This window comes from Acinetobacter courvalinii (assembly GCF_014635545.1).
Classification (GTDB): domain Bacteria; phylum Pseudomonadota; class Gammaproteobacteria; order Pseudomonadales; family Moraxellaceae; genus Acinetobacter; species Acinetobacter courvalinii.
The window spans coordinates 469,637-487,375 of record NZ_BMDA01000002.1 but is presented as its reverse complement, the minus strand read 5'-3'; the positions used below and the strand labels follow the sequence as shown (position 1 = coordinate 487,375).

18 protein-coding genes are annotated in these 17,739 nt (G+C 42.5%); 15 read left to right on the top strand and 3 right to left on the bottom strand.

All coding sequences use genetic code 11. The annotated features are described in order from the left end of the window. The first annotated feature begins 306 nt into the window (after positions 1 to 306). From IEV39_RS11940 to rdgB, 9 genes are all read left to right on the top strand, one after another. Complete coding sequence (locus tag IEV39_RS11940; RefSeq protein ID WP_005283120.1) at positions 307 to 2,604, top strand: TonB-dependent receptor; 2,298 nt, start codon at positions 307 to 309, stop codon at positions 2,602 to 2,604. A 106-nt stretch (positions 2,605 to 2,710) separates the two neighbouring features. Continuing rightward, on the top strand, positions 2,711 to 3,394 hold the full coding sequence (locus IEV39_RS11935; protein ID WP_005283116.1) for a Fe2+-dependent dioxygenase: 684 nt from the start codon (positions 2,711 to 2,713) through the stop codon (positions 3,392 to 3,394). A gap of 312 nt (positions 3,395 to 3,706) precedes the next feature. Next, the gene (locus tag IEV39_RS11930; RefSeq protein ID WP_005283113.1) at positions 3,707 to 4,141 is read left to right on the top strand and encodes a Fur family transcriptional regulator; all 435 of its coding nucleotides are present in this window, start codon (positions 3,707 to 3,709) and stop codon (positions 4,139 to 4,141) included. A 536-nt stretch (positions 4,142 to 4,677) separates the two neighbouring features. Continuing rightward, the gene (gene leuA, locus IEV39_RS11925) at positions 4,678 to 6,375 is read left to right on the top strand and encodes a 2-isopropylmalate synthase (RefSeq protein ID WP_005283111.1); all 1,698 of its coding nucleotides are present in this window, start codon (positions 4,678 to 4,680) and stop codon (positions 6,373 to 6,375) included. Positions 6,376 to 6,501: 126 nt separating this feature from the next. After that, entirely contained in the window at positions 6,502 to 7,662 is a 1,161-nt protein-coding gene (metX, locus tag IEV39_RS11920; RefSeq protein WP_005283108.1) for a homoserine O-succinyltransferase MetX, read from the top strand. Then, entirely contained in the window at positions 7,662 to 8,255 is a 594-nt protein-coding gene (gene metW / locus IEV39_RS11915) for a methionine biosynthesis protein MetW (protein ID WP_004775800.1), read from the top strand. Before metX ends, metW begins: the two co-directional genes overlap by 1 nt. Continuing rightward, on the top strand, positions 8,252 to 8,839 hold the full coding sequence (locus tag IEV39_RS11910; protein ID WP_005227336.1) for a tetratricopeptide repeat protein: 588 nt from the start codon (positions 8,252 to 8,254) through the stop codon (positions 8,837 to 8,839). Before metW ends, IEV39_RS11910 begins: the two co-directional genes overlap by 4 nt. Positions 8,840 to 8,981: 142 nt before the next feature. Next, on the top strand, positions 8,982 to 9,527 hold the full coding sequence (locus tag IEV39_RS11905; protein ID WP_005283104.1) for a hypothetical protein: 546 nt from the start codon (positions 8,982 to 8,984) through the stop codon (positions 9,525 to 9,527). Positions 9,528 to 9,586: 59 nt separating this feature from the next. Next, positions 9,587 to 10,210: an RdgB/HAM1 family non-canonical purine NTP pyrophosphatase gene (rdgB, locus tag IEV39_RS11900; protein ID WP_005283101.1), complete on the top strand. Its 624-nt coding sequence runs from the start codon at positions 9,587 to 9,589 to the stop codon at positions 10,208 to 10,210. A 17-nt stretch (positions 10,211 to 10,227) separates the two neighbouring features. Here rdgB and IEV39_RS11895 read toward each other — a convergent pair whose 3' ends face one another. Then, positions 10,228 to 11,115, bottom strand: coding sequence for an AEC family transporter (locus tag IEV39_RS11895; protein WP_005283098.1), 888 nt, complete (start codon positions 11,113 to 11,115; stop codon positions 10,228 to 10,230). Positions 11,116 to 11,268: 153 nt separating this feature from the next. Here IEV39_RS11895 and tatA point away from each other — a divergent pair, with 153 nt between their 5' ends. The 4 genes from tatA to IEV39_RS11875 all read left to right on the top strand — a co-directional run bounded on the left by tatA (position 11,269) and on the right by IEV39_RS11875 (position 14,865). After that, on the top strand, positions 11,269 to 11,484 hold the full coding sequence (gene tatA / locus IEV39_RS11890) for a Sec-independent protein translocase subunit TatA (protein WP_032876465.1): 216 nt from the start codon (positions 11,269 to 11,271) through the stop codon (positions 11,482 to 11,484). 12 nt (positions 11,485 to 11,496) lie between these two features. Further along, positions 11,497 to 11,937 (top strand): Sec-independent protein translocase protein TatB, encoded by a 441-nt coding sequence (tatB, locus tag IEV39_RS11885; protein ID WP_005283095.1) that lies wholly within the window; start codon positions 11,497 to 11,499, stop codon positions 11,935 to 11,937. Continuing rightward, complete coding sequence (tatC, locus tag IEV39_RS11880; RefSeq protein WP_005283090.1) at positions 11,934 to 12,698, top strand: twin-arginine translocase subunit TatC; 765 nt, start codon at positions 11,934 to 11,936, stop codon at positions 12,696 to 12,698. Before tatB ends, tatC begins: the two co-directional genes overlap by 4 nt. Before the next feature lie 181 nt (positions 12,699 to 12,879). After that, a complete protein-coding gene (locus tag IEV39_RS11875) occupies positions 12,880 to 14,865 on the top strand; it encodes a PhoX family protein (RefSeq protein WP_005283087.1) in 1,986 nt (661 codons plus the stop codon). Positions 14,866 to 14,915: 50 nt separating this feature from the next. On the opposite strand, the gene IEV39_RS11870 is transcribed toward IEV39_RS11875, so the two are convergent. Then, positions 14,916 to 15,698, bottom strand: a complete 783-nt coding sequence (locus tag IEV39_RS11870; protein ID WP_005283083.1) for an NRDE family protein — start codon at positions 15,696 to 15,698, stop codon at positions 14,916 to 14,918. A 106-nt stretch (positions 15,699 to 15,804) separates the two neighbouring features. Between IEV39_RS11870 and lgt the strand changes: the two genes are divergently transcribed. Together lgt and IEV39_RS11860 are read left to right on the top strand one after the other, a co-directional pair. Continuing rightward, on the top strand, positions 15,805 to 16,617 hold the full coding sequence (lgt, locus tag IEV39_RS11865) for a prolipoprotein diacylglyceryl transferase (RefSeq protein WP_005283080.1): 813 nt from the start codon (positions 15,805 to 15,807) through the stop codon (positions 16,615 to 16,617). Between the two features lie 102 nt (positions 16,618 to 16,719). Further along, complete coding sequence (locus IEV39_RS11860) at positions 16,720 to 17,085, top strand: hypothetical protein (protein ID WP_005283077.1); 366 nt, start codon at positions 16,720 to 16,722, stop codon at positions 17,083 to 17,085. On the opposite strand, the gene wrbA is transcribed toward IEV39_RS11860, so the two are convergent. After that, a complete protein-coding gene (gene wrbA, locus IEV39_RS11855) occupies positions 17,082 to 17,681 on the bottom strand; it encodes an NAD(P)H:quinone oxidoreductase (RefSeq protein ID WP_005283074.1) in 600 nt (199 codons plus the stop codon). The two genes, IEV39_RS11860 and wrbA, sit on opposite strands and share 4 nt — an antisense overlap. Positions 17,682 to 17,739 lie beyond the last annotated feature (58 nt).

Here is a 17,739-nt window from a genome sequence, read left to right as displayed (position 1 = left end):
TTCCATTAAAAATAACAAGCTGATATTCAAAAGCTTTCATATTGAGTGGCTATTGAAAAAACAGAATTCACTTCATTCGAATGAAAAAACAATTAAATCTAAATAAAAAATTAACTCTTAATGTACAATCGTTTTTATAGATTAAAGAAAAAAATCAACAAATTAACTACATTTAAGAACAAAACTTCATTCATATTTCCATAATTAAAAGCTGAGGGAATTGGAAAAATCAATTCCAAACAAATGCATATAGAAATAAGAATGATTATTCTTTGCATAAATTTTTATACTGTTTAGGCGTGTCTCATGTCGTTTATCAAATCACGGAAGAAACTTGTCTCTTCTGCAATTGCATCATCACTTTCGGTTATTGCAGTGCCTGCGATTGCACAAGAACAACCCGTTCAACTCCCAACTATTCATACGCATGCAGAACAAGAACAGAGCCTCAAGGTTGATAACTCTGCAAATGCAAAATTTGTTGCACCCCTTAAAGATACTCCGAAATCAGTCTCTATCCTTTCTCAAAAACTGATCAAAGATACCAACTCTAATACCTTACTCGAAGCACTTCGTTACGAGCCAGGGATTACTTTAGGTGCGGGTGAAGGGGGTACACCATTTACAGATATGCCCTATATTCGTGGTTATAGTGGTCAATCATCAATTTATGTAGATGGCGTACGTAACACCACCTCACAAAGCCGCGACATGTTCGCGATTGAACAGGTTGAAGTCATTAAAGGTTCTTCTTCTGCCCTCGGTGGAGGTGGCAGTGTGGGTGGTAGCATTAACCTTGTCCCGAAAGTGGCTCATCAGGGTGATGTATATCAGGGCAGCATTCAAGGGGGCACCGACAACTATCGCCATATCCAGCTGGATGCCAATAAAGATTTCGGCAATGGTATCGCAGGTCGTGTTGTAGTGATGGGGCATGAAAATGAAAAACCGGGTCAACACAATGGTGCAGAATTTGCTCGTGCAGGTCTCGCATCAAGTCTTGCTTTTGGCTTAGACACAGCAACACGCGGTACATTCAGCTATTACTATTTACGTAGTAATGACGAACCAGATGCTGGTATTCCATTTAATAATCCAACACGCGCTCCTGCGGGTGTAACGCTTAACCCAGGTGATGGTCGCCCAGTAAGCGTCAAAGCCGGCACTTACTATGGCTGGAAAGATCGTGATTTTGACAAACGTGAAAATCACATTGGTACCTTCAAATTAGAACACGATTTCAATGAAGATCTGACCTTGTCAAATGTGATGACTTATAACAAATCAAAGTCGGACTATGTCTATACCAATGCGGATGACTCAAATGGCAATATTTATCGCGGTACAATTGCTCGCCGTGCTTTAAGCCGTATTCTGGATACCGATGCCTATAGCGATCAGCTGTCTTTAAGAGGCAAGTTCAACACTGGTGCATTTAAACATTCATTTAATGTAGGTACTGAGTGGAGCTATCAAAATACCGATCAGGGCATGCATACCTTTACCAATGCGGCTGGCCAAACGACTTCAACTATTCTGGCTTCGAATGTCAGTGGTTGTGACACAGCTTCCGCTACGTCAAATGGCTGGTGTACGGGTTTAAATAATCCAGGCAATGGTCGCTTTACTGACAGTTTAGGCAGTATCAAAGGTCAATCAACAACACGTAGCCGTACTGCCTCTGTTTATGCCCTCGACAGTATTGAGTTTAACCCACAATGGTTACTTAACTTAGGTGTTCGTTGGGACAAATTTGATACCGAGAAGAAATATAATAAAGATGTCTATGCGACAGATAAAGGCGCTTATGACTATTCCAAAGTTGCCACAGCTAAAGGCACTAAATACGAAAGTGATGCTGACTTCTTTACTTATCAGGCCGGTTTAGTGTTTAAGCCAACTGAAGCAGGCAGTATCTATGCAAGTTTTGCGACTTCAGCAAATCCAGTCGGTGTTTTAGCTGAAGGTGATAGCAGTGATAATGCACTCGGTACGACAGATATTGTGAATAACCTGAAACCTGAAGAAGCACGGACTTTTGAAATCGGAACCAAATGGGATCTGTTTAATGAACGTGCCAATTTAACCGCAGCTATTTTCCGTACTGAAAAGCAAAATACCCGTATTCAAATTGATCCAACCACAACCACCAATGCGGGTGAAAGTAAAGTAGATGGATTTGAAGTGAGCTTAAACGGCAAAATTACCAATAAATGGGATATTTCTGCAGGTTATAGCTATCTGGACAGCGAAATCACTAAGGCAGCTTATAACGCCGTCGCTCAAGAAGGTAAACCACTTCCATTCGTTGCGAAAAACAGTGCAACTTTATGGTCAACATATAAAGTATTACCGAACTTAACACTAGGTGCGGGCGCAGAATATCGTGATCAAGTGTTTGTAAACACGACAGCACCGAAATTCTTGCCAACCTATACCATCTACAATGCAATGGCAAAATACGATGTAAACAAAAATGTGAATTTACAACTTAACGTGAATAACATTGGTGATAAACGTTACTTTACCAGCGCACATGCTGCACATTATGCATTCGAAGGTAATGGTCGTAACGCGGTACTTGCTGTTAATTTTAAATACTAAGCAACAGCGCCATAATAACTTTATGGCATTCAACTGAGTTCGTATAAAATAGCCTCGTCATGAGGCTATTTTTACAAATGCAATAAATATTCAAAAGGTGTTCAGCGTGATCCATCATATTCCCAATGTATTAAGCAAACAACAAGTTGCAGAATTCCGCCAGTTAATGGCAGATGCAAATTGGGTGGGTGGGAAAGTGACTGCGGGGACCCTCTCTGCTTCAGTGAAACAAAATCAGCAGCTCTCAGAACAAGATCCCCTGACCCATGCGCTTAGTGATATTGTGATCAAAGCGATCTGGCAACATCCACTGTTTCAGGCTGCAGCATTACCTCATAAAATTATTCCGCCCCTGTTCAATCGTTATGATCAGTCAGAAAGCTTTGGCTTTCATGTCGATAATTCGATTCGTCTGATTCGTGGCACATCCGAGCAAATCCGCACCGATTTATCCTGCACCCTGTTCTTAAGCGAACCAGAAGAATATGAAGGCGGCGAACTGGTGGTCGAAGATACCTATGGCTACCATGAGATTAAACTTCCCGCTGGTGATGTGGTGCTTTATCCATCAACCAGTTTGCATGAAGTCAGTAGTATTGACTCGGGCACCCGTTTCGCATCATTCTTTTGGGTCCAAAGTCTGATTCGGGATGATAGCAAGCGCCACCTGCTCTTCTCTTTAGATGAAAGTATCCGTGAACTGCGTAAAACTCATGGCGATGCTTATCCAGAAGTGATGAAACTCACTAATATTTACCACAATCTGATCCGGATGTGGTCTGAACTATAATCTAAGGCGTGCTTTGGTGGTAGAGGTAAAGATTTATCACCTTTATCACTTACTTGCTAAATCCCCACCAAAGCAATTCAGACTTCTCTCAATAAAATAATATTAAAATTTAAACCTAAAAGACTGAAATTTAATACAAAAGAGGACTAAAAATATTAGAGCATTAAAAAAAAATTTAATAAAACCCCTTCAATATCAAAAAATTAAGAAAAATAAATTTCATGCTAAATTTTATCTCCAACATATTTTTTGCACTAAAAAAAGCATTACAGTAGATTAAGAGCTACTAAAGGATGAGTAATACAGAACATTATGGATAAAGAAGTTATTGATATTTTAAAGAGCAAGAAACTTCGGGTAACGATTCCACGCATCAAAATTCTTCGCATATTAAAAGACGCATCTATCGAATTAACTGCAACCGATATTCAAAAAAAATTATTCCATCAAAACAGCGCTAAAATTTCGAGTATCTATCATGTATTAAGAGAATTAGAGAAAGTTGGTATTATCCAAAGATATAAAGATGGGGATATCCAAGCCTCCTTCTCTTTTAAAAAAAGTTATAGCGCCATAAGATTCATCTGTAGCGCTTGTAAGACCATCTTTACTTTAGAAACACTGCAAGAAAAGGAAGAACGAAGTTTAGTGCAACTGATCGAAAGTTTATCTAAAAAACATCAGTATGAACTTAACTCCTTTACACTGACTGTAAACACACTCTGTGTTGCTTGCACTAGAGCTTAGCTCCTAATGTAACCAGATAATTTTCAGGTTTTCACACGCCCTGATGTCATAGCCGCTACATTAATACTCCATTAACGTTTAGAACTATATTTTTCTCAAATGATGAGAAGGATATTATTTTTTCTCTATCCAACGAAATTTCGGTAAATTTTCCCGAACAAATTTAAAAAAATGAAAAAAATAGACAAAATTTTTCGCATTACTCTCTTTAAAATGTTTTATAGACCTTTGCAGCCGTCTGTATTTTCGCCTAGACTGAACCCAGTTAGATGATTAATATAACTGCAAAATTAAATAACCCATACGAATGGTAGATGATGAAAACAAATCGCGGCTTTACCCACCCGTCTCATACAACACATCTTGCTGCTCTTCTCCTGATGCTGCGCCTCGCGCGCGTATAAATTTTTAGCCTACCTTTTTAGGCTCTCGATCCCCAGATTTGCTTTAAATTAATTCTTATAGACACCATATATATTTGTAGCACGTTGCCTTTTATTTGACTCAGCAACCATGCTACGACAAGGAGTTATCTCATGATGTTGGCTGACCCAAGCAAAAAATACCGCCGTATGTACCAGCGCGTCGATTTACCCGATCGCCAGTGGCCAAATAATGAAATCAATCAGGCACCGATCTGGATGAGTACCGATCTTCGTGACGGTAATCAGGCAATTTTTGAACCGATGAACATGGAACAAAAATTAAAAATGTTCCATATGTTGGTCAAGATTGGCTTTAAACATATTGAAATCGGCTTCCCTTCTGCGTCACAAATCGACTTCGACTTCACCCGTAAGTTAATTGAAGAAAATTTGATTCCGGATGATGTCTATATCGAAGTATTGGTGCAAGCACGTGATCACTTGATTGAACGTACTTTTGAAGCATTGGTCGGTGCAGAACGTGCCATCGTGCATATCTATAACTCAAACTCGCCGACTTTCCGCAAGAAAGTCTTGAATGTCGATGCCAATGGCTCAAAACAACTTGCCATGAATGCAGCAAGCAAAGTCAAGGAATATGCGGCACAGTACCCGGCAACAGAGTGGATTTTCCAGTACAGTCCAGAATGTTTCACCGCAACCGAATTAGAAGTCGCCAAAGAAGTCTGTGATGCGGTGACTGAAATCTGGGAAGCTTCACCGACCAATAAAGTCATTTTGAACTTGCCTGCAACCGTGGAAGTGTCGACGCCGAATGTCTATGCCGATCAAATCGAATGGATGCACCGCAATTTGGCACGTCGTGATGGCGTGATTATCTCGGTACATTGTCACAATGACCGTGGTTGCGGTATCGCAGCCTCTGAATTGGCAATTATGGCGGGTGCTGACCGGGTTGAAGGCTGTGTGTTTGGGAATGGTGAACGTACTGGTAACGTTGACGTTGCGGCAATTGCCTTGAACATGTATACCCAGGGTGTTGCACCTAACTTGGATTTCTCCAATATCAATGAAGTGATTGCAACGGTCGAAGAATGTACGGGCTTACCTGTGCATCCTCGTCATCCATATGCCGGTGATTTAGTCTTTACCGCATTCTCGGGTTCACATCAGGATGCGATTAAGAAAGGTTTCGAGTTCCAGAAAAACGAAGAAATCTGGGATATGCCATACTTGCCAATCGATCCGAAAGACTTGGGTCGTGACTATGATGCAGTGATCCGTGTCAATAGCCAGTCAGGTAAAGGTGGTATTGCTTACTTGTTAGAGTCGAATTACAACGTTGCCTTGCCACGTCGTGTACAAATCGAATTTAGCCAGATCGTACAGCAACATACCGATGAAAATGGCACTGAAATCAGCGCCCATGAAATCTGGTCTTTGTTTGAAAAAACCTATGTGGACGTAAAAAATAGCCACTATCACACTAAGCATTATCAATTGTCGGATATTAATGGTACACAAATCATTGAATTAGACGTTGAAATTGATGGTGAAATTCAACGTCTACGCGGTGAAGGCAATGGCCCGATCTCGGCCATGTTGAATGCTTTACAGTTACCGATTGATGTTGTGAATTATGAAGAACGCAGCATCAGTTCAGGTGCCAATGCCAAAGCCCTTGCCTTGATTGAACTTCAGGTGAAAGGTACAGGTAAGAGCGCTTTCGGTGCTGGCGTACATGACAACATCGTGACCTCATCAATTGAAGCCATTATTGCATGTACCAACCGCTTGATTGAGCAAGGTGTCTTGACCACCGATCAAGTGGCTGCCGCAGCCGTTTAGATGAGTGAAATATCACATAATCGTCAGTAAAGCTGAGTTGTAATATCAGAAAAAATGACTTTTGAAAGGATACCTGAATTGGTATCCTTTTATTATTAATGATTTATTATAGGGCGAATCATTCCAGTGTCTTTTCCATCGGATTCAGTGGGTTTAGTCACACCACAAAAGTTTCAATTTGAACAACCGTTAGAGCTTGAATGTGGTCGCATATTGCCACGTTTTGATTTAATGGTTGAAACCTATGGAACACTCAATGCAGATAAATCCAATGCCATTCTGATTTGTCATGCACTCTCAGGACATCATCACGCTGCTGGCTATCATCATGAGGATGATAAAAAAGCAGGTTGGTGGGATAGCTGTATTGGACCAGGAAAAGCAATTGATACCGATCATTTCTTTGTTGTTTCATTAAATAATATCGGGGGCTGTAGCGGCTCTACCGGCCCAACCTCACCGAATCCAGAAAATGAAAATCGTCCTTATGGTCCAGACTTTCCACTGGTCACCGTGCGGGACTGGGTCAAAACCCAGGCCATGCTGTCCGACCGACTCGGTGTCGACGTCTGGTATGCCATTATTGGTGGCTCTTTAGGCGGTATGCAAGCCTTGCAATGGTCACTGGATTATCCGGATCGCCTCAAAAAATGTGCCGTGATTGCCAGCGCACCTAAACTCTCGGCTCAGAATATTGCCTTTAACGAGGTGGCACGCCAATCAATTCTCTCTGATCCAGACTTCCATCATGGCCGCTATCTGGAAAATGACAGCTATCCGAAACGCGGCCTGATTCTGGCACGTATGGTTGGGCATATCACCTACTTATCTGAAGAAGCCATGAAGCAGAAATTTGGCCGTGACCTCAAGTCAGGCAAATTTATGTATGGTTTCGATGTCGAATTTCAGGTTGAAAGCTATTTGCGTTACCAAGGCGAACAATTTAGTCGCAATTTCGATGCAAATACTTACTTGATTATGACCAAGGCACTAGATTATTTTGACCCTTCCCGTGAATATGAGCATTCTTTAACAAAGGCCATGAGTAAGCCGAAATGCCAGTTTCTGGTGATTTCATTTACCACGGACTGGCGTTTTAGTCCGAGCCGTTCACAGGAACTGGTAGATGCCTTGATTGATAATCATAAGCCTGTCAGCTATCTGGATATTGATGCTGAGCAAGGTCACGACTCATTCTTGTTCCCTATTCCCCTCTATGTAAAAACACTACGGGCATTTTTAGGTGGAGAACAACAGTTGCAATCGACACGACAGGAGCAGCACTGATGCGTATAGATCAACAACTTGCCGAAAAATGGATTAACCCGAACTCTAGCGTGTTAGACTTAGGCTGTGGTGATGGTGAATTGCTGGCTCACATGAGCAAACAGCACAATATTCGTGCCTATGGGTTAGAAATTGATCAAGAAAAGATTGCAATTGCCATCAGTCGGGGGTTAAATATTATCCAACAGGACTTGAACCTCGGTTTAAGCCGCTTTGCCGACCAGTCTTTTGACTCTGTTGTAATGGCACAAGCTTTGCAAGCTGTAGATGCACCCGATGTATTACTCCGTGATATGGTGCGTGTCGGCAAACAGGCAATTATTACTTTTCCAAACTTTGCGCATTGGAAGACGCGTTCTTTTCTTGCATTAAAAGGGAAAATGCCTGTTTCGGAAGCTTTACCTTATATGTGGTATAACACCCCGAATATTCATTTATGTACTTTCCGTGACTTTGAAGCCTTATGTGCCGAGAACCGGATTAAAATTATTAATCGACTTGCCGTTAATGGTGACCAACAAGGTAGTATGCTCAGCAAGCATATGCCGAACCTATTTGGTGAAGTCGCAATTTATCGAGTGAGCGCTCTATGAAAAAGACATTAATCAGCACATTTTTATTTGGTCTGATCAGTATACAAGCGCACGCTGACTATGTTGCCCAACCACAATCGGTCGCAACACAGGCAGCGCGTTATTCAGTGATGGACATCGGTGGATTACAAAGCGCAGCCAAATCTGGTCAGGCGGGGGCACAGTTTTATTTAGCGACCCGTTATCAGTATGGTAAAGACGTGGCTAAAGATGAGAAACAGGCATTTACCTTATTCAAGGCTGCTGCGGATCAAGGTTTATCTGCAGCACAATTGAATGTGGGCCGTATGTATGCCGATGGTATTGGCACCAAGAAAGATGAAGCTTTGGCTCGTAAATATTTCGAGAAAGCAGCCAGCAATGGCGATAACCGTGCCAGCTTTAATCTTGCCATGATGGAAGAGCAAAAGAAAAACTATATGGGCGCTTATCAGTGGTACGAGCTTTCAACCCGTGATGGCATGCTCGATACCAAAGTGATCAAACTTTCTGAAGGTAAGAAAACGGCGTTGGCTGCAAACTTGACCCAAGACCAGATTCGTACTGCACGTGACCGTGCTGATAAATGGATTCAAGCGCAATAATCTTGTTTAGAGCTATTGAGTGATATAAAAACCGACTTGTAAGAGTCGGTTTTTTATTACCATGGTTCGAGCCCAGTAAAAATAGAACATCCCATAAGAAATAATGCTTATTCGCTTAAAGTTATTAAAAAGAGAAAGCTTAATGTTTGAGAGAAATATACTTAAGAAATCAATTTATATCAGTATTTTTATTATAATTGTCAGTCTTATTATTTTTCAGCTATTAAAACCCCGCTTATTTGATCACTCAAAAAAGTTAGACTTTACACTTCAAATTATATCTTATAAAAATGGCTATACAAAAAATGATTTTTTAAATGAGTTAAAGCAAATTAATTCAGCGGCTTATGCAATGTATGAATCTGATTATTTTGTTCCCTTTATCACAACCCACCTACAACGTGAAACCATCTTAATGCTGCCTATGCTTAGAAAAAATACAGATATAGAGATCAGTAACATCTTACAAAAGACAAATCATCAGTTTTATTTTCAACTCCCTTCATATTCTCAAGAGCATTCTTATCCTATCTCGTATATTGACCTCAATCTCCCATCGATTCATGGTGGTATTTCTTTCGATTGTAAAAGTAAGCGCCCGCAACAAACTTCTTTTATTGAAACAGAAAACTATAAAGCCCAAATTATTTTTAATCAGAAAAAATGTTCTATTCGCCCATATTCATAATACCGCTATTTCATGCTGGAAATGCGTTAAAATACACAAAACTTAAATAGGTTTAACTCATGTCTACCCAATCCTGGCTCAACCAAGGCAGCCTTGTGCTTGCAAGTAATAACAAAGGCAAAGTTGTCGAATTTGAACACCTCTTTCAACAGCTCAACCTTCCTGTTGAAATTATTCCCCAAGGCAAACTGGATATTGAAGATGCGATCGAAGATGGTCTCAGCTTTGTTGAAAATGCCATTATCAAGGCACGTCATGCGTCTAAGCTTTCGGGTAAACCTGCGCTAGCAGATGACTCAGGGCTATGCGTTCCGATTTTAGGTGGTGCACCTGGCATCTACTCTGCGCGCTACGCAGGCGAACATGGTAACGATGCTGCCAATAATCAAAAGTTGCTGGCCGATCTTGCACCTTTTCGTAAAAACGGCGAAGTGATTGAAGGGATGTTTGTGTGTGTACTTGCACTGGTCACTCATGCAGAAGACCCGCTGCCACAAATTTTCCAAGGTATCTGGAAAGGTGAGATTTTAACAGCAGCGCGTGGCGAAAATGGCTTTGGTTATGACCCTTTATTTTGGCTACCTGAACTCAATATGTCGAGTGCTGAACTCAGCAAAGCTGAGAAAAACAAGATCAGCCATCGTGGCCAAGCCATGCAGCTATTTAAAGCCAGTCTGGTTTAAAACCCTAAAGTGCTCTCCTATATGAGGGCACTTTTTATATGTAGCAATAGACCATAGATCACAATCACAATACAACTGACGATGGTTCCTGCAGCAATATAGCGAGCTGAAACGCCCGTACCTTGGTAATGCGTCTCCAATGCCACAATATTGGCGGCAGGCGGTAGACAGAATAAGAAAAACAGAACTGGAATCAAAAATTCAATCTGCGGCATGGCGATAAAATAATAAGTCATGGTACATATGATGACGCCACAGAATAGCTTGAACATTAGGGTTCTAGTGCTCAGCAGCAAATCAGCTACATGTACACGGGTATGTCTCAGCCACATTCCCAGAATGCACATGCCGGCAAAGCTCATCCCAAACTTGGCAATCTCATACACTCCTTCTACCAGCGCATTGCCCTGCAAATCATGCCCTCCCAACAGCCATAAAACCAAGGCTGCGAACAAGGCCAATACAGGGGGTGATTTCAGTACTTTTTGCAATGTTGCAAGGTAATCCGTCGGCCCGTCTGAAACCGCAGCCACCGCCCAGATATTACCAAACAGTGAACCACCAATATATAACGCAATCATGGCTGCGCTGACCTGCTCTCCAAATAAGGCGATAGCAAATGGAAAACCCAACCAGCCGATGTTGCTATAACTCACACAGAGCGCTTGTAAGCGATCCTTCGAAAGAAGGAAAAAACCATAAAATAAAATAATCGATGTAATAAAACTAAATCCCATCAAGGCCAAGCTACCTGCCTGATAAAACACCATGTTGTAAATGATCACCGCCGGGATAAAAAGCCGTGCCAATAAGGAAGATAGGACTTTCTTCGCCTGTTCTGCGACTTTGAACTGAGCAAGCAATAGCCCGAATATAAAGGCACTTACTGGAAGAATGAAGGTCATGTCGATCTATTTTTTATCGTGTCTTGATAGGCTGCTTATGCTAGCACTATTTAGTATGGGATAAATGCACTGTCTTAAAACTGCAATATAAATGTCACATCTTTGTCATGCCAAACTGTTGAGATATATCCAAAGTTTTATAGGAATAGAATGATGGCGGGTTTATCAATTTGGCATGTACTGATTTTTGCAATCGTGGTGATTTTACTTTTCGGTACATCAAAGCTTAAAAATCTGGGTAAAGATGTCGGTGGCGCAGTGAAAGACTTCAAGAAATCCATGAAAGAAGACGAAACGGCGGCCTCTTTAAATGAACCTCGCACTATTGATGCTCAAGTTAAAAATACTGAAAGCTCGGTAAAAAGTTAAGCGAGCACGACTATGCTGAATTTGGGAATGACCGAAATCTTTTGCTTTGCAGTGATTGCATTGCTGGTGCTCGGTCCTGATAAATTACCAGAAGCTGCCCGGTTCGTAGCGAAATGGTATGGAAAAATTAAAAAGTTTATCAACAATATTCAGAATGAAATTGACCGCGAACTTCGCCTTTCCGAGTTCCGCGAAGAAATGCAAAAAGAAATTGATAAAATCACAGAACTTGAACGCAGGATGCAACAACAGCTAGATGCGCTTAAAAATACACAAACGCCTTCCGAGAGTGAACAAGTCAAAGCCGAGACTAAAGCTTCTAACATCTATACGTTGAGTCCGCAGCAAGCGATCCTGCCGTTCAGTCTTGAATATCACAAGCAATTACCTTTCAAGCCTGAGCCGAGTCTATCGACTCAAACGTTTGATACAGAATTAAAGATTGCCGTATGAGCCAGTTACCTTCGACCTCAGTAAATCCTGAAGAAACCCTGCAACAAATGCCAGTGATGCAGCATTTGATCGTACTCCGTCAATATCTGTTCAAGATTGTTGGGGTGACGATTCTGCTGTTCTTCTGTTTATTGCCGTTTAGAAACACGACCTATCAATGGCTTTCAGAACCGTTAAGACAACAGCTACCAGCCAGTTCAACCATGATTGCGACTGATGTCACGGCAACATTCATGGCGCCATTCAAGCTGAATCTGTTTGTAGCATTCATGCTGGCCATGCCGTATATCATTTACCAGATCTGGTCATTTATCAAACCGGCCCTGTATGAAAAGGAACGCCATCTGGCTATTCCTCTGCTACTGGGCAGTATCGTGCTGTTTTATCTGGGTGTGGCCTTTGCCTATTTTATTACCTTGCCGGCAATTTTACATTTCTTTATCAGTGTTTCACCTGAAACCGTTGCTCCAATGACCGATATCAACAGTTATTTAAGTTTCTGTTTAAAACTGTTTCTGGTGTTTGGTTTTACCTTCGAAATTCCCATCATTACCCTGGTTCTGATTTTAATTGGTGTGGTGAGTACCCAGAGCCTGATTGAGAAACGCCGTTTCATTGTGGTCGGCTGTTTCTTTGTTGCCATGTTTGTAACCCCACCTGACGCCTTGTCGATGATTATGCTGGCGGTACCGATGTGGATGTTATTCGAACTGGGTTTATTGTTTGGAAAAATACTCGAAAAACGTAAAGCATCCGCTTAAGTGAACCGAATCAGATCCCTGAGCATGCTTCAGGGATTTTCTATTTTAAATTTATATTTTTTAGCTATTTATAAAAATTCAATTGTCTTGAAACTGCCTTCAAACTGTCAAAAAACTGTCATCTCCACTTCATAGAATCGATCAGGATTTATTTACCCTATATTATAGATACGGAATTATTATGACAGCCAATACTAATCAGCCAAGTCGTCGTGATATTTTAAAATGGTTCGCTGGCGTTCCATTTTTACCATTGGGGGCAATGGGTACAGCTGCAGCTTTAACGGGTTGTAATGATGACAACGATAACAATGTTGTTACACCCCCAGCAAAACTGGTTAAGTTTAAAAATGCCAAATTTACCCCTATGGCAGCGCCCTCAACCACAGCAGAAATGGCCACTACTTCAGTCAAGTCTAGCCTGACCGTGACCTGGGAAGACAACACCACCACCGAATATAAACTGGGTTATCAGGAATTTTTCCGCACAGGCATGCAAGTCGACAATATCGATGGTGGAAAAATTATTGCCGGTAGCTATTACGACATCAACAATAAACCGATCCGGGATACCTCGGTTGCAGGTCAGGAACGTCAATTCTTCTCTGACTGTCCAGATGGTTCGTCAATGATTCATCTTCAAGGTGCACAAGTACCGGGCGTCAATAATCCAGTCTTCCATGTGGTGCAGTTCGAATACACCACACAAAACCTGGCTCAACAAAGTATGTATGGGCAATTACCTTCTCCAATTGCGGTACTGACTTTAGATCAGGATCAGAAAACAGGTCATCTGGCATTGAAAAAATACTTCAATGTCGATATGTCCAAAGTGCACGGGCTATGGATTACCTGTGGTGCGAGCCTCTCCCCTTGGAATACCCATCTTTCCAGTGAAGAATATGAACCAGATGCTTTTGATCAGATCGGTAGCAGCCTCGCAACCTTGAAAGCCTATAGTAAAAATCTGTATGGCAATGAAAATACGGCGAATGTCTATAACTATGGCCATTTACCAGAAATCATTCTGGATGGTAAAGGTCGTGGTACTGCGGTTAAACATTATTGCCTAGGCCGTATTTCACACGAACTGATTCAGGTGATGCCAGATAACCGCACCGTGATCATGGGCGATGACTATACCAACGGCGGTTTCTTTATGTTTGTTGCAGATAAAGAAAAAGATCTTTCTGCAGGCAGCCTATACGTTGCGAAATACACAGCTGAATTGAATGAAACCTCTACTGCACCGATTAAGTGGATCAAACTGGGCCATACCAACAGTAAAACCATTGAAGATCTGGTCAATGTTCGTGGCATTAAAGCTGAAAATATTATGGAAAGCTTAAGCACTGCTCCAGCAGATTTGACCGGTTATACCCAGATTGTACTGGATAAGAAAACTTTGTGGGTCAAGTTAAAAGAGGCCAATAACGGTTTCAGCAAAGCCGAAATCGAACTGGCGGCAGCTTTCCTTGAAACTCACCGTTATGCGGCGCTCAAAGGCGGTAGTATGGCTTTCACCAAAATGGAAGGCACCACGGTCAATATCAAGGATAAAGTGGCTTATTCTGCACTGGCCAATATTCAGGACTCCATGATTGAAGGTAAATCAGGCTGGGTGGCTGAACATAATGTGAAATTCAAAAACACCCTGAAAGCCGGTGGTGTACTTGCACATGACCTTAAAGGCAGCCAGATCGATCACTTAAATGGTGTCATCAACAGTGAATGGACACCTTATCAAAGTCATATGGTCTTGATGGGCAAGGATATTCCTGTGGACGGTCTGGGCAATACGGCTGATCCAGACAATATCGCCAGTCCAGATAACCTAAAATTCTCTGAAACCTTACGTACCCTGTTCATCGGTGAAGATAGCGGTAACCATACCAATAACTTCCTGTGGGCATATAACGTGGATACCAAATCTTTAGACCGAATTCTTTCGACACCAGCAGGTGCAGAATCAACCGGTTTACATGCGGTTGATTCAGTCAATGGCTGGACCTATATCATGAGCAATTTCCAGCATGCAGGCGATAGCTCAAAACTGCCTGCTGACTTGAAAGCAACCGTTTTAGCCAACTACAATGGTGGTTATAGTGCCAGCGTCGGCTACATCACTGCTGACCCAGTTGCACCATCAATTGAGAAAAAAGCTTAAATCCAAGCTTTCATTGCAAAAAGAAAATGCCGACTTCATGTCGGCATTTTTTATGGATTCAACTCGAGCTCTAACGCAACAATCTGTCCCTGCTGTTGCCCTTGCTGGGATTTTTCCAGCCATTGCCATTGTGTTGAGTTGAGTCTTAAAAAGTTTGAGCAGCGTGTGCCGTAGACCGGACTCTGGATAAAAGTCGAAGACAATAAGGCTTCCATTTCAGTGCTGATGCCGGTGTCAGGCAACAGGTCTGCAATGACCTTACGTTCATCTTCCAGAATATCCCAGGCCACATGTCTGAGCTCGGCCTCAGATATTTGTGCTTGTTGCAGCATCGGTAAAAACTCCTGGGTAAAGCGCTTGCGTAAATGTTGGGTCTTTTGCCAATCTTCGGACATTAAGCCATTCGATACCACATATACCCCATTTGCCAGTACCTGAGGCGCTTCACCCCGGTTACTCATGTAAACGGCCTGCTCCCGATCACCAACAAACAGATTAAAGCCTGCATAATCCTGCTGTTGCTGTTCTAGTTGCTGGGCAAAACGAATCGGTGCCAGCTCACTTTCCAGAAAAGACTGGATCAGATGGCCACGTGAAGTGGTGTAGGATTGCTGATCCCGGCCATTACGGAAATTGGTGAGGATGGCCCATCGTCCCGATGCAGTCACGCCCATCCAGGTCCCGCCTGACTGCAAGTCCTGTCCGGCCACAATCGGACTCGCGGGCCACTGATGTAAAGCGGCACTAGGACGATGATAAAATTCATCACGGTTTGAAAGTAGACATAATGGCATCTCATCCAGTACATGCCATGCGAAAGCGACAATACACATTGATTTGGTTCTCACATCTTTACACATTGAATGTACAACATTTTTCACATCATTCCGCTACAATCTGATCAAAACTTAATTTCAAATTCTACATTGAGGAACAGCAATGCTGACCTATCCAAATATTGATCCAGTTGCGCTGAGCTTAGGACCAGTCAAGGTGCACTGGTATGGACTCATGTATCTGTTGGCTTTTCTATGTGCCTGGGGTTTAGCATCGTACCGCGCTAAACAACGTGATGGCTGGACTGCCGATATGGTTTCAGATCTGGTGTTTTACGGTGCGCTGGGTGTTGTGCTGGGTGGACGTGTCGGCTATGTGCTGTTTTACGAATTCGGTAAGTTTCTGGAAAATCCTCTATGGTTATTTCAGGTGTGGACCGGCGGCATGAGCTTCCACGGCGGTTTCCTGGGTGTCATGATTGCCATGTTGTTCTGGTGCAAAAAGTATCAGAAAACCTGGTTTCAAACCCTGGATTTTATTGCACCATGTGTACCGACAGGCCTTATGTTTGGACGTTTTGGTAACTTTATTGGCGGGGAACTCTACGGCCGTCAGGTGCAAGATTCAAACTATCCGTTCGGGATGATTTTTCCGACCGATCCATTAGGTCTGGTCCGTCATCCTTCACAAATCTACCAAGCCATCTGTGAAGGACTGATCCTGTTTATCGTACTGTGGTGGTTTAGTTCCAAGCCACGTCCACGTATGGCGGTTTCTGCGCTGTTCCTGACCGGATATGGTGTTGCCCGCTTCTTTATGGAATTCTTCCGTCAACCCGATGCAGACCAGGGCTTTATCCTGTTTGGCTGGATGACCAAAGGCCAGATCCTCAGTTTCCCAATGATTATTATTGGTCTGTGGATGATCTGGTACGCCTATCGTCGAAACATCTATGACTGGCAGTTAAAGAAATAAAATGATGGGAGCAAAAGCTCCCATTTTTTTGCGCTGTATTTATCATCAATAAAAAGCGTATAGTGATTTTAGAAACTATCCCAATCGCAACAGGTTAAAGCGATGCTAGATCACCATGCAGGCTTTAAAAGCCACCAACTCGTTCTATCGCTCTCCCCTTTACAATTAAATCGGGAGATTGTGACAGCAATAGAAAAGACACTTGGCCTTTCCTTCCTTAATGAAGATGAGCCACATCGGGTATGTTTTGCCAATCAAAATGCTGAACTGCAAGATGCCTATAAACAGGTTTTCAGTGCTATCGATCTGCTTGATTATGTCTATGCCATGTTGATCTCAGCACAAGGCAATCTCGATAAGATCTCACTGCTCAGTGAAAATCAGAGCGTGATTGCCTATCCAACCGATCCTCTACACTTCTGGCAATTGGTTCGGGTCGGACAACAATACCGACTGTCCCAGACTTAAAATTTTCCAGCCAACGCCTTAACGACTTCACCCAAACGCTTGCCTTGTGCTTCACACAGAACCTTTTCATCCTGGCTCAGGCTTTGATCATGGCGAGGCCCGCTGACATGGCTGGCGCCATACGGTGTTCCACCGGTTTTGGTATTCGACAAGGCTGGAATCGAATTGGGCAAGCCCAAAATCATCATGCCGTGATGGAATAATGGCGGCAACATGGTCAATAACGTACTTTCCTGCCCGCCATGCATGGAACCTGAAGAGGTGAAAACACAGGCGGGTTTATCATGCAAAGCGCCATTCAGCCATAAACTGGTGGTTTGATCCCAAAAGTACTTCATCTCACTGGCCATATTGCCAAAACGCGTTGGCGAACCCAAGGCCAAACCGGAGCAATGGCTGAGATCGTCCAAAGTGCAATAAAGGTCGCCATCTGCTGGAATACTAGGCGCCGCTTCAGTGACGACGGTGGCTAAATTCGGCACGGTTCGAATGCGTGCTGTCACACCTGCAGCTTCAATGCCATCGGCAAACAGATGTGCCATTTGCTTAGTGGAACCATATTTACTGTAATAAAGAACAAGAACGTAAGGTTGCATCACTTTCAAGAATTTTGTTAAAAAGGACACTATACGACATTTTATACATTTTAGGCTG

Excerpts from the sequence above, each read along its gene's own strand:
- IEV39_RS11940 (WP_005283120.1), top strand. The coding sequence starts at position 307 with ATGTCGTTTATCAAATCACGGAAGAAACTTGTCTCTTCTGCAATTGCA.
- IEV39_RS11930 (WP_005283113.1), top strand. The coding sequence starts at position 3,707 with ATGGATAAAGAAGTTATTGATATTTTAAAGAGCAAGAAACTTCGGGTA.
- leuA (WP_005283111.1), top strand. The coding sequence starts at position 4,678 with ATGATGTTGGCTGACCCAAGCAAAAAATACCGCCGTATGTACCAGCGC.
- metW (WP_004775800.1), top strand. The coding sequence starts at position 7,662 with ATGCGTATAGATCAACAACTTGCCGAAAAATGGATTAACCCGAACTCT.
- IEV39_RS11910 (WP_005227336.1), top strand. The coding sequence starts at position 8,252 with ATGAAAAAGACATTAATCAGCACATTTTTATTTGGTCTGATCAGTATA.
- IEV39_RS11905 (WP_005283104.1), top strand. The coding sequence starts at position 8,982 with ATGTTTGAGAGAAATATACTTAAGAAATCAATTTATATCAGTATTTTT.
- rdgB (WP_005283101.1), top strand. The coding sequence starts at position 9,587 with ATGTCTACCCAATCCTGGCTCAACCAAGGCAGCCTTGTGCTTGCAAGT.
- IEV39_RS11895 (WP_005283098.1), bottom strand. The coding sequence starts at position 11,115 with ATGACCTTCATTCTTCCAGTAAGTGCCTTTATATTCGGGCTATTGCTT.
- tatA (WP_032876465.1), top strand. The coding sequence starts at position 11,269 with ATGGCGGGTTTATCAATTTGGCATGTACTGATTTTTGCAATCGTGGTG.
- tatB (WP_005283095.1), top strand. The coding sequence starts at position 11,497 with ATGCTGAATTTGGGAATGACCGAAATCTTTTGCTTTGCAGTGATTGCA.
- tatC (WP_005283090.1), top strand. The coding sequence starts at position 11,934 with ATGAGCCAGTTACCTTCGACCTCAGTAAATCCTGAAGAAACCCTGCAA.
- IEV39_RS11875 (WP_005283087.1), top strand. The coding sequence starts at position 12,880 with ATGACAGCCAATACTAATCAGCCAAGTCGTCGTGATATTTTAAAATGG.
- IEV39_RS11870 (WP_005283083.1), bottom strand. The coding sequence starts at position 15,698 with ATGTGTATTGTCGCTTTCGCATGGCATGTACTGGATGAGATGCCATTA.
- lgt (WP_005283080.1), top strand. The coding sequence starts at position 15,805 with ATGCTGACCTATCCAAATATTGATCCAGTTGCGCTGAGCTTAGGACCA.
- IEV39_RS11860 (WP_005283077.1), top strand. The coding sequence starts at position 16,720 with ATGCTAGATCACCATGCAGGCTTTAAAAGCCACCAACTCGTTCTATCG.
- wrbA (WP_005283074.1), bottom strand. The coding sequence starts at position 17,681 with ATGCAACCTTACGTTCTTGTTCTTTATTACAGTAAATATGGTTCCACT.